The organism is Vibrio sp. SCSIO 43133 (assembly GCF_023716845.1).
GTDB classification, from domain to species: Bacteria; Pseudomonadota; Gammaproteobacteria; order Enterobacterales; family Vibrionaceae; genus Vibrio; species Vibrio mediterranei.
Map to the genome: position 1 here is coordinate 449,385 of NZ_CP068025.1, position 16,558 is coordinate 465,942.

Consider the following 16,558-nt stretch of genomic DNA (forward strand, 5'->3'; position numbering starts at 1 on the left):
TATGCAAAGGTTGATATCTATCGTTGCAGGTTTGCTATTTGGCGCAGGTATGATCATCTCAGGCATGAGTGACCCGAAGAATGTCATTGCTTTTCTCGACATTACTGGCCATTGGTCACCTGATTTGGCGTTTGTAATGGGTGGAGCATTATTGGTATTTGCACCAAGCTATTGGCTAATCATCCGCAAGAGAAAGGAGCCAGTATGTGCAGATTCATTCTGCTTGTCCGACAACAAGAAAATTGATAGTCAGCTACTAAGCGGTGCCGCTCTGTTTGGGTTAGGTTGGGGGATTGCAGGTATCTGCCCAGGACCCGCAATTGCATCGATGGCAAACGGTAGTTATAGCGTATTGGGTTTTGTTGTCACTATGTTGGTTGGTATGTTCATTGGCGATAATATCTCAAGGAAAGAAAACGGAAAACAAGCAGCGTAGTGGCTTACCGTATTTATTGGATTACTCCTCAACTAAAGTGACATTACAGCGTTATGCCCACCAAGAAGATCACTCTTGAAGGTTGGGTTAAGTAATAACCAAAATACTGTAAACATCAAAATTGGAAATGTCATCTCTAGTTAATCATACAACTCTATCGATAAAGGGCAGTGATCACTCATTTGGTGCTTTAGCACGTCCTCGACTGGCATGAGACTTTGAACAGCAGGACTTGTTCTTAACTCTGGACTGACGATGATGTGATCGATGAGAGAGCGAAATTGGTGTATTTTGTCGTTATTCTTGCGAGATTTTACTTTACACGTGGCTTTAGTTTGCTGAGAGGTTAAACGCGGCGCAGTATCTAGACCATTGGTGATTGTCTTCCATAACCAATCGCCGTTATACGCTAGGTTGTGATTGAAATCACCCAACAAAATGTATAACTCGTTTTGTTGTTCGACCTGCTTTAGCCAACTATTTATGACTTTTCCTTGTTTTTTTAAAGTATGACATGAGTTTTGATTGACGAATTTTCCCGAGCAACCGGCTTTTAAGTGCACTGACAACAGGTTTATTGTTTTGTTGTCCACGTTAAGTTTGATTGTAGAAGCAAATCTTAGTTTACTACCTGTACTAAGAGGGAAGTCCGCTGCGTCTTTGATGGACAAACCCTTTTTCACAGCGAAGCCAGTGTATTGGTTAATCGCGGAGAATTGATGTTGTTTATTAGATGGTAGTGCACGATCCGACAAATAAATGTCGTAATCGTTGCCAACTATTTTACGGATGGCTTCCTGACTATCTACTTCTTGAAACGCTAACACGGAGGGCGAGAGGACTTCAAATTGACGTGCTAAAGCGAGAAAGTCGTCCTTGCCCCTTTGACTTGCTTCGAACTTTGATGATGGATTAAGCGTTAACCATTCAATATTCCATGTAGTAAACGTTGTTGCTGACACCAATGTAGGAAAAAGTGATATTCCAATTACTAAAGAAAATAACCACTTGTAATAACTTAATGTTCTTTTCATCGCACTTGCCATTTTAAAATTCCCTCACAGCCAATGTGCCGCAAGCGTTACTAAAATTGCAACCAAAAATGCGTTAAATTTCGTGAAAAATTTTGTTTTTCCTTCATATGAGATCTACTTCATCTAGATCGAATTCTTCTTGCTCAGTAGCCAATTTTTATTGATCTGAATCAATACTTTGGTTTGGTGCTTTTCGTTAAATACACCACAATATATTGTGTCAGAATAAAAAGTAACAACCCTATATAGTGTATTTGTGGATAACTCTGTGAGTATACTTTGGGTAAGGAGAAAGGGTGAAAACAATCGTAATCAAGAGAGACGGCTCTCGTGCTCCGTTTACAAAGGATCGTATTGAAGCTGCTGTGGTAAGTGCGGCGGAACATGCAGATAAAGAGCTCGAAATCTACGCTAAAAATGTGGCTTTAGCGGTAGAGCTCAAACTGCAGGATTGCGAACATGTAGACATTCAAGAAATTCAAACAGCGGTAGAGAATGAACTAATGCAAGGTCCATATAAAGGACTTGCTCGTTCGTACATTGAATATCGTCATGACCGTGATATTGCTCGTGAAAAGAAAAGCGCTCTGACTAAAGAGATCGAAGGTCTGATTGAAGAAAGCAACGCCGATCTTCTTAATGAGAACGCTAATAAAGATGGCAAGGTTATCCCGACGCAGCGTGATTTGTTGGCGGGTATCGTCGCTAAACACTATGCGAAGACTCGAATTCTTCCTAGGGACGTTGTGCAAGCACACGACGAAGGCGACATCCATTATCACGATCTTGATTACGCGCCTTTCTTCCCGATGTTTAACTGTATGCTCATTGATTTAAAAGGCATGTTAACGCATGGCTTTAAAATGGGTAATGCTGAGATTGATACTCCTAAATCAATTTCAACTGCTACAGCTGTAACCGCACAGATTATTGCTCAAGTGGCAAGTCATATTTATGGTGGCACAACGATTAACCGTATTGATGAAGTCTTAGCGCCTTACGTAAAAGCAAGCTATGACAAACATCTTCAAATTGCTCAAGAGTGGGACATTCACCAGCCAGAAGCATTTGCTCAAGCTCGTACGGAGAAAGAATGTTATGACGCATTCCAATCATTAGAGTACGAAGTCAATACCTTGCACACTGCCAATGGTCAAACACCATTTGTTACTTTCGGCTTTGGACTTGGTACGAGTTGGGAGTCAAAACTTATCCAACAGTCGATTCTGAAGAATCGAATCGCTGGTCTTGGCAAAAACAGCAAAACAGCAGTATTCCCTAAATTGGTGTTTGCAGTCAAAGATGGCTTAAATCATAAGTCTGAAGATCCAAACTACGATGTTAAACAGCTAGCGTTAGAGTGTGCGTCTAAGCGTATGTACCCAGATATTTTAAACTACGATAAAGTGGTTGAAGTAACGGGGTCATTTAAAACGCCAATGGGTTGTCGTAGTTTCCTTGGTACATACGAAGAAAACGGTGAACTTCAACATGAAGGGCGCAATAACCTTGGTGTTGTGAGCTTGAACCTTCCTCGCATTGCTATCAAAGCCAATGGTAGTGTTGAGAAGTTTTATGAGTTATTAAACGACCGTTTAGTGCTGGCGCGTAAAGCTCTTGAAACACGTATTAGTCGTCTAGAGAAAGTTAAGGCTCGTGTTGCCCCAATCCTTTATATGGAAGGCGCATGTGGTGTACGTCTAAAAGCAGACGACTCTATCGCACCAATTTTTAAGAATGGTCGTGCTTCAATTTCTCTTGGTTACATTGGTATTCATGAGATGGTTACGGCTCTCTTTGGTAATGACGTTCATATGTACGATGACAATACTATGCGCGACATGGCGCTTGATGTTATTAAGCACATGAAGCAAGTGGTAAACCAATGGGCTGAAGAAACCGGCTACGCATTTAGCTTGTACGGTACGCCAAGTGAAAACCTATGTAGTCGTTTCTGCCAAATTGATACTAAAGAGTTTGGGATCATCGAAGGGGTGACAGACAAAGGCTACTACACCAATAGCTTCCACTTGGACGTGCAAAAGAAAGTTAATCCATACGACAAGATTGACTTTGAAATGCCTTACCCAGAAATCTCCTCTGGTGGTTTCATTTGTTACGGCGAATTCCCAAATATGCAGCGTAACATTGAAGCATTAGAGAATGTATGGGACTACAGTTACACGCGCGTTCCTTACTATGGTACGAACACACCGATTGACGAGTGTTATGAATGTGGCTACATGGGAGAGTTTGACTGCACTAGCAAAGGCTTCACTTGCCCTAAATGTGGTAACCACGACTCTACTCGAGTATCTGTAACGCGTCGTGTATGCGGTTATTTAGGTAGTCCAGATGCGCGCCCATTTAACTTTGGTAAACAAGAAGAAGTTAAACGTCGCGTTAAACACCTTTAATATCAATTACTAAGAATCAAGAGAGTCAATATATGAATTATCATCAGTATCATCCTATCGACGTAGTCAATGGACCTGGTACGCGTTGTACTCTCTTTGTTTCGGGTTGTGTTCACCAATGTCGAGGCTGCTATAACCAAGCGACATGGTCTTTGCATTCAGGACATAGCTTTACCGATGAGATGGAAGATCGGATCATTGCGGATCTAAACGATACTCGTATTAAGAAGAGAGGTTTATCGTTATCTGGAGGAGACCCGTTACACCCCTCTAATGTAAGCCGCATACTACAGCTGGTGGAACGAGTAAGGCGTGAATGTCCCGATAAAGATATCTGGCTTTGGAGCGGTTATTTGTTACAGGAGCTGTCACCTGAGCAACAACAAGTGATTGACCTAGTTGACGTGCTTGTCGATGGCAAATTCGAAAAAGAGTTGGCTGACCCAGAGTTAGAATGGCGGGGCAGTTCGAATCAAGTGATTCATCGATTCAAACAGTTTTAATATAAAAGAGGGAGCGCAATGCTCCCTTTACTATGTACACTCCGAATTAATCCTGTTTATAACAAAACTATTTCAATATTTTTAATCTAATGCTAACGTGATGCCACTACTTGAATTTCAAAGGGTTGTGACTTTCATGTTCTCTCAATTACCCGAGCCTGTGCTCGATCCTATTCTTTCCTTATCCGTTGCTTTTAGAAATGATGAACGTGCCGACAAAGTTGATTTAGGCATTGGCGTTTATCGTAACAGTGACGGGCAAACTCCAATAATGAAAGCCATTGCTGAAGCTCAGCGCATTGTCACTACGGAACAACAGACTAAAGCTTATGTTGGTCTTGCTGGGTGTGAAGAGTTTAACCAAAGTATTGCTAAAGTCGTGTTTGGTGAAACACCTATTTATGACCGTATGTCCGTCATTCAAACTCCGGGCGCGAGTGGTGGTTTGCGTATGTTGGGAGATTTACTAAATGTTGCTCAGCCAGGGACAACGGTTTGGCTTTCGAACCCAAGCTATGTCAACCATAAACCAGTAATGGAAGCAGCGGGTCTACAGGTTAAGTATTATCGCTACTTTGACCCAACAACTAAACAGGTTGACCGTGATTTAATGCTATCTGATATTGCTCAAGCAGGACAAGGCGACGTCGTATTGCTTCATGGATGTTGTCACAATCCAACTGGCGCTGATATATCGTTAGAAGATTGGAAAACCATCACAGAGCTAAGCGTGAAAAATGGTTTTGTACCATTTGTTGATGTCGCTTATCAAGGCTTCGGTGACGGTTTAGAGCAAGATGCATATGGTCTTCGATATATGGCTGAAAATGTTGAAGAAATGCTCCTTACTACTTCATGTTCTAAGAACTTCGGGCTATATCGTGAACGCACTGGAGCAGCGATCGTCATTGGTAAAAATGCGACTGAGGCTGCGAACGCGAAAGGTAAACTGCTTACACTAGCTCGAGCGACGTACACAATGCCACCGGACCATGGTGCAGCATTGGTCAAAACCATCTTGGCCGATGAATACTTAACCAACATGTGGTCAACGGAACTGACTGAAATGCAACAACGATTGGTTGCATTGCGTGATGGCCTTTGTAAAGAATTGAAAAATACTCATTCATCTGATCAATTTGACTTTATCATGTCTCACAAAGGCATGTTTACTGTGCTAGGATTTACACCAGAGCAAATGCAGCGTTTGCGTAATGACTTTGCTATTTACGGTGTAGACGATGGGCGAATTAACGTCGCTGGCTTATCTGAGTCGCAACTGCCCTATGTAGCCAATGCGCTGATTGCTGTCAGTCAATAATCGATGAGCATTTTTGCACGTCACAGAAATAGAATTAATAAAGGTGAATGAATGAAACCGTGGAAAGTGATTTTACCACTGATGTTAAGTGGTGGCTTAGTAGCTTGTTCTACTACACCAACTGAGCCAGTGACTCCACCACAAGTTGAACAGCCTAAGCAAGACACTGAAGCTGCAAAATCAGAAAAAGAAACCGAAAAAAGTGCAACTGAAACTGAGAGCACAAAAATAGAAAGTGATACTCAGAAAGTACAACCAGAGAAAGAGACAAAACCCGCAGAGAAACCTGAGGCTAAACCAGAAAAGCCAGTCGCTAAGCCTGCGCCAGTGAAAAATGAAGAGGGTAAACTGATACTAGGTGAGCAAGAATATGTTCGTTTAGTTGATATGAAAGTTACGACTAAAGCTCGAATAGACACTGGGGCTACCACATCGTCACTGAGTGCCGTCGATATCGTTCCATTTGAACGTGATGGTAAAGAGTGGGTTAAGTTCAAGGTAAAGCATAGTGGTGTAGAGTCTAAAGAGATGAGTATGCCAGTTGAACGTTGGGTGAAAGTAAAACAGTCTAGTTCCGAAGAAAGCGATAAACGCCCAGTTATTGTATCCGTCATTAAGATTGGTGATATGACTAGCAAGACTGAGTTTACTTTGGCTGACCGTACGCATCTCAAATACCCAGTGTTATTAGGTCGTAGTTTCTTTAGAGATATTGCTCTTGTGGATGTGAGTCGTAAATACGTCCAACCTAAACCAAGCAATAAATAATCCAAGTAACGGGTAATAAAAAATGGCTTTCCAATCGGAAAGCCATTTTTCTATATAAGAAGCTAGAAGTTAAATGCAACAGACATTTCGACTTGGTTTCCGTAGGTTCCGTTGTCAAATATGGCGGCACCGAGTGAAAGCACGTCTGTTGAATGGAAACGTGCGCCCACTTTCCAAATGAATTTGGTGTCATCATGCCCGTTAAGCATACCAATTCGAGCATCACCTTCCACATTTTGAAGGAACCAAATACGAGAGCCGATATTAAACTCAGATGCGAAGTCTGTATTCCACTTATCGTGGCTCTTTGTTTTTATGTTATGAACTAGTAATTGTCCATACACATCTGCGAATTGACCAGCTGGTCCGTTAAAACCAATACCGCCAGCCACGTCCCAATCACCTTCAAATCGACTGTCGCCACGAAGTATAAAGTGGGTGTTTTCTGTGAAAAACGTAGTAAATTCAGCTCCAACAGTACCAGGATCGGCGCCTAAGCGAACTTGAAAAGCATTGTAGTTGAAGTTGTTAGCGTAAACCAACGAAGGGGCGGCGACTGCCAATGATAATAGGGCAGTACGGCTTGCTTTACCTAGCATGAGAACTCCGTGATGAATTGATGTCGACATAGTCTCTAAAAATGAGTTTGTCCAGTATATAGAAAAATGGTCTGCAAAATACAGACCATTTTTGACTAAGTCGAACTTTTCTTTACATTATTTGAATGTGGTCAACCTCAATTTCTGGTGTATTTCCACCTTCGTACTCTCCGAAAATTCTTACTTTAGTTTCATTATTAATAGGTGTAGTTAATCGCGCATCGTCCATATCTACTTGAATTTCAGCATCACCGTCACTGAAAATAAACTTATCGTCCCGAACTTGACGAACTAAATAGCCATCAACAATAACGTTTTTCTCAGTAAACATACTGGTATCAGTTAATAGCTCGGTTACAGAAATCGTTTCAACCGGCCCTGTATATACGACGCTAGGCGATTTAGAATCATGGTGCCCACCGTCTTTTGCTAACACAAGAGTTGGAGTAAGAATTAGTGCCGCTGCTAGAGTCAATACCGTTTTTTTCATAACTTGGTTCCTTTTAGAGTGTCTCTTTAGTTGTCGATTACTATTAAAACGTAGTTAAGCTTAACCATTGCTGAGTGCGGCATTCATTTTCCATTCACTGCAGTTTTTTAGGCTGTCGGTTGGGTCTGAGGAGTAAAAAAGGTAAACTTACCAAAGACTTCATAGCAATTTGAGAATATATGCGTCGCACTTCACAAGCTCTAATGGTTCAAGGAACAACTTCAGACGCAGGTAAAAGCGTCTTGGTGGCAGGATTATGCCGGGTTTTAGCGCGGAAAGGGATCAGTGTTGCCCCATTCAAGCCACAAAACATGGCATTGAACAGTGCCGTCACGAAAGATGGCGGCGAAATAGGCCGTGCGCAAGCTGTTCAAGCGCAAGCGGCTCGTGTTGACGCGACAGTGGACATGAATCCGGTTCTGATTAAACCCAATTCAGATACTGGTGCTCAAATCATTATTCAAGGCAAAGCTTTTGCTAATATGGATGCAGTTGGCTTCCACGACTACAAAAAAGTGGCTATGCCTTATGTTCTTGATTCTTTTTCTAAACTAGCCAATCACTTCGACGCCATCATGATCGAAGGTGCAGGAAGCCCAGCAGAGATTAATCTTAGACAAAACGATATTGCCAATATGGGTTTTGCTGAAGAAGCCGATGTTCCGGTTATTATTGTGGCAGACATCGACCGTGGAGGAGTATTCGCTCATTTATACGGTACATTAGCATTGCTATCTGAGAGTGAACAGAATCGAGTCGTTGGTTTTGTTATTAATCGCTTTCGGGGTGACATTTCATTGCTAGAGCCAGGGCTTGAATGGTTAGAACAAAAAACAGGGAAGCCAGTAATTGGCGTAATCCCTTTTATACACGGCCTTAATATCGAAGCAGAAGACGCCATCACTGCGGAGTACGTGACCGCCGAAACAACTAAACTAAGGGTCGTGGTTCCCATACTTACTCGTATTAGTAATCACACCGATTTTGACGCTCTCCGATTACATCCTGAAATAGACTTTCGATACGTTGGTAAGGGAGAGCGAATCGAAAATGCTGATTTGATTATTCTTCCGGGCACGAAATCTGTTAGAGATGACCTTAGCTATCTGAGAGAGCAGGGATGGGATAAGGATATCTATCGACATCTACGATTTGGCGGAAAGGTGATGGGAATCTGTGGTGGATTTCAAATATTAGGCAAGCACATTACCGATTCACTCGGTATCGAAGGAAAAATCGGAACTAGTGATGGTTTAGCCTTACTTGATGTCGACACTGAACTATTCCCAGAGAAACAGCTGACCAACGTCACTGGTGTATTATCTCTTGAAGGTACAAGCGTAAGCGTTTCTGGTTATGAAATACATGCGGGACAAAGCAAGGTTTCAAGCCAGCCACTTATTGAACTCAGTATTGGCACGAAAGATGGTGCGATTAGTGAGGATAATCAAGTAATTGGAACCTACCTTCATGGCATACTGGACTCTTCCGAATTTGTATCTTTATTGGTGCGCTGGGTAAACGGAGAGTCTGTTTCTAGTTATTCGATTAACGATGAAAAGGAACAAGCGCTGGATACGATAGCGGATGCTCTCGAAAACCACCTAGACCTTCAACAACTCTGGCCAGACTTGGGTTTCACAAACTGATGAAAAAGTTATTAATTTTACTTTTAGTTACACTGTCACCAGTAACATTGGCAGCAACGCTTAATATATACGCTGCGTCTTCTATGACGAATGCCGTTGATGAATTAGCCAGTGAGTTTAATCAGCAATCAAATGTTGATGTAGTAAAGGTTTATGGTGGTTCTTCTTCTATAGCACGTCAGATTTATCAGGGCGCTCCAGCGGATCTTTTCATTTCTGCTAACGTTAAATGGGTGGACTATTTAATAAAGAAAGGGACAGTCGAAGCAGAAAATGTATCCAACATTGCACAAAATCGGCTGGTGTTAATCAAAAATAACGCCGTATCACATAAAAGTGCGTTTGTGTTCGATTCTACGAAGAGTTGGGACCAATGGTTAAATGGTGAACGTTTGGCGATAGGGACTGTGTCCTCTGTACCCGCTGGTATCTATGCCAAACAATCGCTCGAATCTTTAAATGTTTGGGCGTCTGTACGTTCTCATTTAGCGCCAGTTAATAATGTTAGACAAGTATTAGCTTTGGTTGAGAGAAACGAGGCTCCATTGGGGATCGTCTATAAAACTGATGCGATGGCAAGCGATTCTGTTGATGTAATCGGCGCTTTTCCTGAAACGACCCATGATCCTATTATTTACCCGCTAGTTAAATTGAATTCTCGCCACGAGACCCAAGAGTTTGTAGAGTTTATTCAGTCTCAATCAGGCCAGCAAATCTTGGCCAAATACGGATTTTCGCCATTGGATGGTAACCAATAAGCATGTTAACAGATTACGAAATTCAAGCATTACAGTTAAGCCTGAAGGTAGCTGGTGTAGCTATAGTTTGGCTTATACCGATAGGTGTTTTATTAGCGTGGATCCTAAGTAAGAAAGAGTTTTACGGCAAGAGTATTCTCGATAGTTTGATTCATCTTCCTCTCGTACTTCCTCCCGTGGTTATTGGCTATCTATTACTGATTTCTATGGGCAGACAGGGCGTTATAGGAAACTTCATTTATGACCTTACAGGCATTAGTTTCAGCTTTAGTTGGCGGGGAGCGGTTGTAGCTTGCATCATTGTATCGCTCCCACTAATGGTTCGCTCTATTCGCCTCTCAATGGATAGCGTCGATCAAAAACTAGAGCAAGCTGCGCGTACGCTTGGTGCTACGCAATTAAAGGTTTTCTTTACCATCACTTTGCCTCTCGTTATTCCAGGAGTGATTAGCGGAACTATGCTCTCATTTGCCCGAAGTTTGGGAGAGTTTGGGGCTACGATAAGTTTTGTGTCGAATATTCCTGGTGAAACACAAACTATTCCACTCGCTATGTACAACTTCTTAGAGACCCCTGGTGCGGAAGATGCGGCGATGAGGCTATGTATTATCTCGATTGTTATTTCTCTTGCATCCCTCTATTTTGCAGAAGGACTAAATCGTTGGATGAGTAAACGATTGGGTGTAGCGAAATGAATAGAATAAGTCTCGACGTAAAAAAGAACTTCTCTGATAGAAGCTTTCACTTAAAAACACAGCTACCAGCGAAAGGTATTACGGCCATATTTGGACGCTCTGGAGCAGGAAAAACGACGTTGATTAATTTGGTCAGCGGCTTGGTAACACCAGATTCTGGGCTAATTGAAGTCGCAGATCGCGTTTTGTTCGACTCTAGCTTAAAACTTGATGTAGCGATTGAAAGTAGGCAAGTGGGTTACGTGTTCCAAGACGCAAGATTATTTCCCCATATGACTGTCAGTCGCAATTTGCGTTACGGCGTCACGGGTGGCGACCCAGCGTATTTCAATGAAATTGTTGGGCTTTTAGCTATTGGGGATTTACTAAATCGTTATCCAAGCAGCCTGTCAGGAGGAGAGAAACAGCGTGTTGCAATCGGAAGAGCACTCCTAAGTAAACCACAAATTTTGTTAATGGATGAGCCATTAGCGTCATTAGATATTTCACGTAAACGTGAACTAATGCCGTTTTTAGAGAAACTATCGCACTCTATTGATATTCCAATTCTCTATGTCACTCATAGTTTGAATGAAATCCTTCGTCTTGCTCAGCATCTAGTAGTCATCGAAGATGGCAAAGTTGTGGAGAGTGATACCATTGAGAACGTTTGGAGTTCACCGATTATGCAGTCGTGGCAATCATTTTCAGATAGAAGCTCCTTGTTTAAGGGAGAGATTCTAGAGCAAAACAGTTATTACGGGCTTACGAAAGTAGCGCTAACTGAACAGCATTATTTATGGGTTCAACACACAGAAGGCGTGATAGGTGAACATGTTCGATTGAGAGTAAGAGCAAGTGACGTATCCATTGCGCTGGAGCGCCCAAGTAAAACATCGATCCGTAATATTTTATCTTGTACGGTAGAAGCTATTCATCTGGGAGGCAAGGGCACATCAAGGCAGAGTGTGGAAGTCATTCTCTCACTGACAAATCAACAAAAGTTGATAGCAACAGTTACTCAGTGGGCTATTGATGACCTTGCGCTAGAAGTAGGCCAGAAAGTGTATGCTCAAATAAAAGGTGTCAGTGTCTCTCAAAGAGATGTGGCGATTGAACCGCAAATATAGAAAAGGTCGCGAATTCGCGACCTTTTAAACGAAAACAAAGTACTTTATTTCTCAAATACTTCTTTAAAATCACGCTTCAGAATAGCATCACGACGCGCTTTCTTAATCTGCTTAACCATATCACGAATACAGTTGCTTAAGACTTTATCCAGTAGTTGAGCTCGATAGTCTTCTTTCTCTTCGTCAGTCATGTCGGCAGGGAAATCCATCGTTGTGAATTCTTCCATTGTGCTGACGCCCGCAAATGCTTGGCTAACTGAAATCAAAGCATGGAACTGCTCAAAGTTATCAAGGATATTTTGTGCACTGGCAGGTAATGTGTCCCAAGCTTCACGCACAGCTTCTTCAGTCACCTCGTGAATGGAAACCACCATGTTATGCAATTCTTCAGGCACGTCATCAAACGTGATTACTTGACGTAATTCTGGGGATACCAACTCTAAGTCAACTTTGGTTGCTTCGTTATTTTGTGTCTCAGACATACTACTATCTCAGTGTGTAAAATTGCGCCTATCCTAGGAGAAGCGATGTAAAAGTCAATAATAATCGAAGTCTCAGTAAAAATCCTCCCGATATTGGACAAATCAACCTTATCAATACGTTAAAACTCTGATTAAAGTGGGACTGGATGAATATTGTCCTAATATGTGTTATATCTGACTCATTAGGGTTGGCGTGCAATTACAGGAAGGCTTATGACACCCATGGATTCTTCAATGAGAATTCTTCTCGTAGATGATGCGCAACTGGAACGGATGCAGCTTCAAATTCGACTTAAACAACTTGGCCATGTAGTAGAAGTCGCCGCGAGCGGAAGAGAGGCGTTAGCCTTATACCCATCGTTCGATCCAGAGCTTGTACTACTAGATATATCAATGCCTGAAATGGATGGTTTTCAAGTGGCTGCGGAAATACGTGAGCGTTATCAAGCAGACTGGATTCCGATTATTTTTCTTAGTAGTCATGATGAACCTGAAATGATTGCAAAGGCTATCAGAGCGGGTGGTGATGATTACTTAGTTAAGCCAGTTAATAAGATAGTGCTACAATCCAAACTTGTCGCTATGCAACGTATAGCTCATATGCGTCGTGAACTTAAACAAGCAAGTGCACAACTACAAGAAGCTAACAGGGCACTGCAACACCAAGCAAATGAAGATGGGCTGACTAAACTATTTAACCGCCGTTATATGGATGAAAAACTCACAGAACTTATTCAATGGCACGGTCGTCATCAGATGCCTCTCTCGGTTATTTTGATGGACGTCGATCACTTTAAGGCGTTCAACGATAATTATGGCCATACTGAAGGTGATCAATGTTTAATCAACATTGCTCAATTTCTCGATGTGATGTTTATTCGTAGTGGTGAATATGTCGGTCGATATGGCGGCGAAGAATTTGTTATTTTACTTAGTAAATGTGATATTCGTGAAGCAAAAGAGAATGCAGCTAGAGTCAGAGAAGGGATCTCTCAGTTAAACATTCCCCACCAGTTCTCTCACACCACGGACAGAGTGACATTGTCACTTGGCGTATTTAGTTTGGTTCCAACTGGGACTGAGACCATCAACGAGCTGTATGAAAGTGCTGACAAACTGCTTTATCAAGCAAAACGAACCGGTCGAAACAGGTACGTTTCCCAAATTGAAGGCGATATCATTAGTACAACCTCGTGAGTCTGGCGTAAAATTTACGTTATGAGCTCCTCATTTTATGAGGAGCTTTTTTATGTTGTTCCACTAGATAACTTCCTAAATTACATACTGTTACCCACAATTATTCAAAGTGGGGCTATTATTAAGATATTTCCACAATGGGTAGAAAGCTGTGTCCAAGGCTCGTTTCGTTTCTTTGATGTGTTTTACAACTTTATCTTCTCACAGCGCAGCTGAGCCTGAATTCCGTGATTTGTTTGAAGAAGATTTCGCAGCAGCTATCATTCTCACAGACAGTGATGCTCTTACATTAGGGTTCAAAGACTTTGATCCAAGCTCAGTACTCAATATTGATAACGACGAAATTGGCTCGCAAGAGGCGCTTGATCGACGCAAAAACATTGCTGTCTCTGCGTTACCGCTTACCTTTTCGTTAAATGATGATGACAGTTTCCAACAGAGGCTAACACTTAGGTTTTCAGCGCTCAGAATTAAAGACCAAATCGTAGATGCACCAGATAGCCATACCAAATATGTTTTAGGTGCGTTTACAGGCTATGAACAAGAAATACAGTTCTCTAAACACTGGACGTTTGAGACAGGCATAGGAGCACACCTTCAATATCTGCACAGTGATTATGATTTTCAATCTCCTTATTCAAAATTACTTCAGCCGTTCCTAGATGGCAAAGTCGTCAATACGTCTGCGTGGGCAGCTAGTTTGCAACCTAAAGTCGGCTTCAATTACCACAAATACAAACCGTGGGGGGAAGTGAAGTTTAATTCAACCTTCAACTATTTCTCAGGGGTAGGTTGGGGAAAAGCAAATGATGGGGATGTGGGAACGCCTGAAGGCTGGTATTGGTCCAATGAAGCCAAATTATTTTATGATGTAACTGATTGGGGGCGTTCAGTTCAGACTATTTACACAAGTCTTAGGCGAGTCGATATTGGAGGGGATACTGTCGGTATGCTTGGAACTCCTCATTACTACGAAGGTACGGTCGGTTGGCTAATGACACCTCCGTTTAAGATTGAGTTTGTTGATAATATCGGGATTGGATTAAGTATTAACTATGGAAGTGACCTCAAAGGGGGTAGCATAGTCCTGTTTTTCAACCAAGATTAATTCACGTAGGACAGTATCAGCGGGCGCACTGAACTTGGTTGCGTCCCTTTTCTTTGGCGCTATATAACGCTTTATCTGCTTTCTTTAAAACTTCTTCTGGTTTTTTTGTGCTTTTGCTGTCTGCTGCACCAATACTTACAGTGATACTTACTGTTGAACCTTTGTTGCTCGCACTACGTTGTTTTGCGCCTTTTTTGTTGTCATTCGGGCGTTCGGCGTTATTTCTAATCACCATTTCATAATCCGCTATCTTCTCTCTCAATTCATCAAGATAGACTTTACTGTCCTTGGCTGTTTTACCCTTAAACAGAATCGTAAATTCTTCGCCACCATATCGATAGACTCGTGCGTTCCCGCCAACAGATAACATTCGTGAAGCAACCAGTTTCAATACATCATCACCTGTATCGTGACCGTAGGTATCATTAAATTTTTTAAAGTGATCGACATCCAGCATCGCAACAGTGAACTTTCTGCCCAAATGCTTCATGTCCATTTCTAAAGCACGACGACCAGGAATGTTGGTTAGTCGATCGTTAAACGCCATTTGATGGCTGGCGGAAATAACATAAATAATGACTAAAACACCCGCTAAAGAAAACAGAGTGCTCGACATATGCGGTACATGAAAGAAAATGAATGTGCTGCTCGCAAGCAAGATACTGGTATAAACAACAGCATCAATCGGTCGATTGTAATTTAATAAGAAAATACCCGTTGCACCGGTTATAGCAAGGCTATACAAAACTAAAACCAAAGGTAAACGCGAAATTTCAGGAATGGCCAAGAGCAGATCACTGTCAAAATGGTTAAAGCCACCAGTAGCAAAGTGGCTCAATATCAAATAGCTCCATAGTAAAAAGCTTATGACAATAGCAGAGAAAAGGTACATTCCCTTGCTCAATACACCGGTATCTGGAAACAGAAACGCAAGACAACAAGCAACAGGTAGTAAAAGGCTTAACAAGGAGAGTTCTAGAAGAGTCGTTCCTGTCGATAAAGGACTTTGTAATCTTAATTGAATTACGCCGTACGCTAACAACATTGAAAGTGCCACCATAGCAATACGCGATTGTTTGAAGCTATGGCTTAGTGCGAAAGCAGTACCAAACAAAATATAGGGCAGGTTTGTAACAAAGCCGGAGTTGGCTTGAGTTGCTGCAATGATATGGTTTAAGCCTACGAGTATACCCGCAATCATGATGAGGGGAATAAATAGCCGGAACAGATTTGAGCTAGCAAAAGAGGTCGACATTAACGATATGACTCAGAGACTTAACAGTAGATTATAGTTCAACACCTTAGGATACGGTAATTTGATGTTTTGCCAAGTAATTTGTTAATGGAAGGCTCAAAACTCACGCCATATTCTCAAACTCAAGAAAAATCACTTCATTAGTTTAATGAGTTTCATAAACCTAACGTCTATATAGAGAAGCTAGAAGTAACGCAAATTGTAAACAAGATTCACTTTCCAAACGCTAATGGTTGACCAAGCGCTATAAACCCTACAACATGAATCAATCCATATAGAAAGAGGAAAAAAAGTGGGATTCTTCTCTAAGTTATTTGGTAGCTCTAAGGCTGCCGAGCCAAAAATCGTTGAGCCAGTTGAGTACAAAGGTTTTTTAATCTACCAGGAAGCGTTAGCTGAAGGTGGCCAGTATAGGATTGCGGGCAGGATTACAAAGCAATTTGGTGATGAAATAAAAGAGCATCGCTTTATTCGCTCTGACGTGGTTGGGTCTGAGTCTGATGCGAATGAGCTAATGTTAAAAAAAGCACAAATGTTCATCGACCAAATGGGAGACAGTATTTTCTAAAATCAATCCCACCACCAATATATTGATGTCGATTGATGAAGATTTATTCTGGCAAGACCAGTATTAGTTGTTTGATTTAATTGATGTTGGTCATCTGCTTGCAGCATTTATTGTCATAATATGACCTACCTACACGAAATTCCTCTGCGAAAGCGTATTATAACACTGG

General features: G+C 41.7%; 17 protein-coding genes. 12 read left to right on the forward strand and 5 right to left on the reverse strand.

Features of this window, described 5'->3' with window-relative positions; translation table 11 throughout:
* Position 1: 1 nt before the first annotated feature.
* Positions 2 to 436: a YeeE/YedE family protein gene (locus JKJ11_RS18895; protein ID WP_252039763.1), complete on the forward strand. Its 435-nt coding sequence runs from the start codon at positions 2 to 4 to the stop codon at positions 434 to 436.
* A 140-nt stretch (positions 437 to 576) separates the two neighbouring features.
* Here the strand turns inward: JKJ11_RS18895 and JKJ11_RS18900 are convergent, their stop codons facing one another.
* The gene (locus tag JKJ11_RS18900) at positions 577 to 1,470 is read right to left on the reverse strand and encodes an endonuclease/exonuclease/phosphatase family protein (RefSeq protein ID WP_252039764.1); all 894 of its coding nucleotides are present in this window, start codon (positions 1,468 to 1,470) and stop codon (positions 577 to 579) included.
* A gap of 296 nt (positions 1,471 to 1,766) precedes the next feature.
* On the opposite strand from JKJ11_RS18900, the gene nrdD reads away from it, so the two are divergent.
* The 4 genes from nrdD (at position 1,767) to JKJ11_RS18920 (ending at position 6,479) form a co-directional block, all read left to right on the forward strand.
* Entirely contained in the window at positions 1,767 to 3,887 is a 2,121-nt protein-coding gene (gene nrdD / locus JKJ11_RS18905; RefSeq protein WP_252039765.1) for an anaerobic ribonucleoside-triphosphate reductase, read from the forward strand.
* Between the two features lie 32 nt (positions 3,888 to 3,919).
* Positions 3,920 to 4,390, forward strand: a complete 471-nt coding sequence (nrdG, locus tag JKJ11_RS18910; RefSeq protein WP_031494433.1) for an anaerobic ribonucleoside-triphosphate reductase-activating protein — start codon at positions 3,920 to 3,922, stop codon at positions 4,388 to 4,390.
* A gap of 136 nt (positions 4,391 to 4,526) precedes the next feature.
* A complete protein-coding gene (locus JKJ11_RS18915; RefSeq protein WP_252039766.1) occupies positions 4,527 to 5,711 on the forward strand; it encodes an amino acid aminotransferase in 1,185 nt (394 codons plus the stop codon).
* 51 nt (positions 5,712 to 5,762) lie between these two features.
* Positions 5,763 to 6,479 (forward strand): ATP-dependent zinc protease family protein, encoded by a 717-nt coding sequence (locus JKJ11_RS18920; RefSeq protein ID WP_252039767.1) that lies wholly within the window; start codon positions 5,763 to 5,765, stop codon positions 6,477 to 6,479.
* A gap of 62 nt (positions 6,480 to 6,541) precedes the next feature.
* Here the strand turns inward: JKJ11_RS18920 and JKJ11_RS18925 are convergent, their stop codons facing one another.
* Positions 6,542 to 7,078 (reverse strand): hypothetical protein, encoded by a 537-nt coding sequence (locus JKJ11_RS18925; protein WP_006072758.1) that lies wholly within the window; start codon positions 7,076 to 7,078, stop codon positions 6,542 to 6,544.
* A 112-nt stretch (positions 7,079 to 7,190) separates the two neighbouring features.
* Entirely contained in the window at positions 7,191 to 7,568 is a 378-nt protein-coding gene (locus tag JKJ11_RS18930) for a YgiW/YdeI family stress tolerance OB fold protein (protein WP_031496370.1), read from the reverse strand.
* 179 nt (positions 7,569 to 7,747) lie between these two features.
* Between JKJ11_RS18930 and JKJ11_RS18935 the strand changes: the two genes are divergently transcribed.
* Genes JKJ11_RS18935 through modC form a run of 4 tightly spaced genes read left to right on the forward strand, consistent with a single transcriptional unit; the run spans position 7,748 to position 11,779 of the window.
* The gene (locus JKJ11_RS18935; RefSeq protein ID WP_124942074.1) at positions 7,748 to 9,217 is read left to right on the forward strand and encodes a cobyric acid synthase; all 1,470 of its coding nucleotides are present in this window, start codon (positions 7,748 to 7,750) and stop codon (positions 9,215 to 9,217) included.
* Positions 9,217 to 9,975 carry a molybdate ABC transporter substrate-binding protein gene (gene modA / locus JKJ11_RS18940; RefSeq protein ID WP_252039768.1) on the forward strand — a complete coding sequence of 253 codons (759 nt, stop codon included), beginning with the start codon at positions 9,217 to 9,219 and terminating at the stop codon, positions 9,973 to 9,975. Before JKJ11_RS18935 ends, modA begins: the two co-directional genes overlap by 1 nt.
* A gap of 2 nt (positions 9,976 to 9,977) precedes the next feature.
* A complete protein-coding gene (modB, locus tag JKJ11_RS18945; protein ID WP_252039769.1) occupies positions 9,978 to 10,670 on the forward strand; it encodes a molybdate ABC transporter permease subunit in 693 nt (230 codons plus the stop codon).
* Positions 10,667 to 11,779 carry a molybdenum ABC transporter ATP-binding protein ModC gene (gene modC, locus JKJ11_RS18950; protein ID WP_252039770.1) on the forward strand — a complete coding sequence of 371 codons (1,113 nt, stop codon included), beginning with the start codon at positions 10,667 to 10,669 and terminating at the stop codon, positions 11,777 to 11,779. Before modB ends, modC begins: the two co-directional genes overlap by 4 nt.
* A gap of 44 nt (positions 11,780 to 11,823) precedes the next feature.
* On the opposite strand, the gene JKJ11_RS18955 is transcribed toward modC, so the two are convergent.
* Complete coding sequence (locus JKJ11_RS18955; RefSeq protein WP_006072747.1) at positions 11,824 to 12,261, reverse strand: DUF3069 domain-containing protein; 438 nt, start codon at positions 12,259 to 12,261, stop codon at positions 11,824 to 11,826.
* A 213-nt stretch (positions 12,262 to 12,474) separates the two neighbouring features.
* Here JKJ11_RS18955 and JKJ11_RS18960 point away from each other — a divergent pair, with 213 nt between their 5' ends.
* Entirely contained in the window at positions 12,475 to 13,458 is a 984-nt protein-coding gene (locus JKJ11_RS18960; RefSeq protein WP_252039771.1) for a GGDEF domain-containing protein, read from the forward strand.
* A gap of 151 nt (positions 13,459 to 13,609) precedes the next feature.
* Positions 13,610 to 14,566 carry a Solitary outer membrane autotransporter beta-barrel domain gene (locus JKJ11_RS18965; RefSeq protein ID WP_252039772.1) on the forward strand — a complete coding sequence of 319 codons (957 nt, stop codon included), beginning with the start codon at positions 13,610 to 13,612 and terminating at the stop codon, positions 14,564 to 14,566.
* A 16-nt stretch (positions 14,567 to 14,582) separates the two neighbouring features.
* Here the strand turns inward: JKJ11_RS18965 and JKJ11_RS18970 are convergent, their stop codons facing one another.
* The gene (locus JKJ11_RS18970) at positions 14,583 to 15,821 is read right to left on the reverse strand and encodes a GGDEF domain-containing protein (RefSeq protein ID WP_006072742.1); all 1,239 of its coding nucleotides are present in this window, start codon (positions 15,819 to 15,821) and stop codon (positions 14,583 to 14,585) included.
* Positions 15,822 to 16,113: 292 nt separating this feature from the next.
* On the opposite strand from JKJ11_RS18970, the gene JKJ11_RS18975 reads away from it, so the two are divergent.
* The gene (locus tag JKJ11_RS18975) at positions 16,114 to 16,389 is read left to right on the forward strand and encodes an HlyU family transcriptional regulator (protein WP_006072740.1); all 276 of its coding nucleotides are present in this window, start codon (positions 16,114 to 16,116) and stop codon (positions 16,387 to 16,389) included.
* Positions 16,390 to 16,558 lie beyond the last annotated feature (169 nt).

What these genes read in the sequence shown, in the direction of transcription:
- JKJ11_RS18895 (WP_252039763.1), top strand. Translation starts at nt 2, where the DNA reads ATGCAAAGGTTGATATCTATCGTTGCAGGTTTGCTATTTGGCGCAGGT.
- JKJ11_RS18900 (WP_252039764.1), bottom strand. Translation starts at nt 1,470, where the DNA reads ATGAAAAGAACATTAAGTTATTACAAGTGGTTATTTTCTTTAGTAATT.
- nrdG (WP_031494433.1), top strand. Translation starts at nt 3,920, where the DNA reads ATGAATTATCATCAGTATCATCCTATCGACGTAGTCAATGGACCTGGT.
- JKJ11_RS18915 (WP_252039766.1), top strand. Translation starts at nt 4,527, where the DNA reads ATGTTCTCTCAATTACCCGAGCCTGTGCTCGATCCTATTCTTTCCTTA.
- JKJ11_RS18920 (WP_252039767.1), top strand. Translation starts at nt 5,763, where the DNA reads ATGAAACCGTGGAAAGTGATTTTACCACTGATGTTAAGTGGTGGCTTA.
- JKJ11_RS18925 (WP_006072758.1), bottom strand. Translation starts at nt 7,078, where the DNA reads ATGCTAGGTAAAGCAAGCCGTACTGCCCTATTATCATTGGCAGTCGCC.
- JKJ11_RS18930 (WP_031496370.1), bottom strand. Translation starts at nt 7,568, where the DNA reads ATGAAAAAAACGGTATTGACTCTAGCAGCGGCACTAATTCTTACTCCA.
- JKJ11_RS18935 (WP_124942074.1), top strand. Translation starts at nt 7,748, where the DNA reads ATGCGTCGCACTTCACAAGCTCTAATGGTTCAAGGAACAACTTCAGAC.
- modA (WP_252039768.1), top strand. Translation starts at nt 9,217, where the DNA reads ATGAAAAAGTTATTAATTTTACTTTTAGTTACACTGTCACCAGTAACA.
- modB (WP_252039769.1), top strand. Translation starts at nt 9,978, where the DNA reads ATGTTAACAGATTACGAAATTCAAGCATTACAGTTAAGCCTGAAGGTA.
- modC (WP_252039770.1), top strand. Translation starts at nt 10,667, where the DNA reads ATGAATAGAATAAGTCTCGACGTAAAAAAGAACTTCTCTGATAGAAGC.
- JKJ11_RS18955 (WP_006072747.1), bottom strand. Translation starts at nt 12,261, where the DNA reads ATGTCTGAGACACAAAATAACGAAGCAACCAAAGTTGACTTAGAGTTG.
- JKJ11_RS18960 (WP_252039771.1), top strand. Translation starts at nt 12,475, where the DNA reads ATGACACCCATGGATTCTTCAATGAGAATTCTTCTCGTAGATGATGCG.
- JKJ11_RS18970 (WP_006072742.1), bottom strand. Translation starts at nt 15,821, where the DNA reads ATGTCGACCTCTTTTGCTAGCTCAAATCTGTTCCGGCTATTTATTCCC.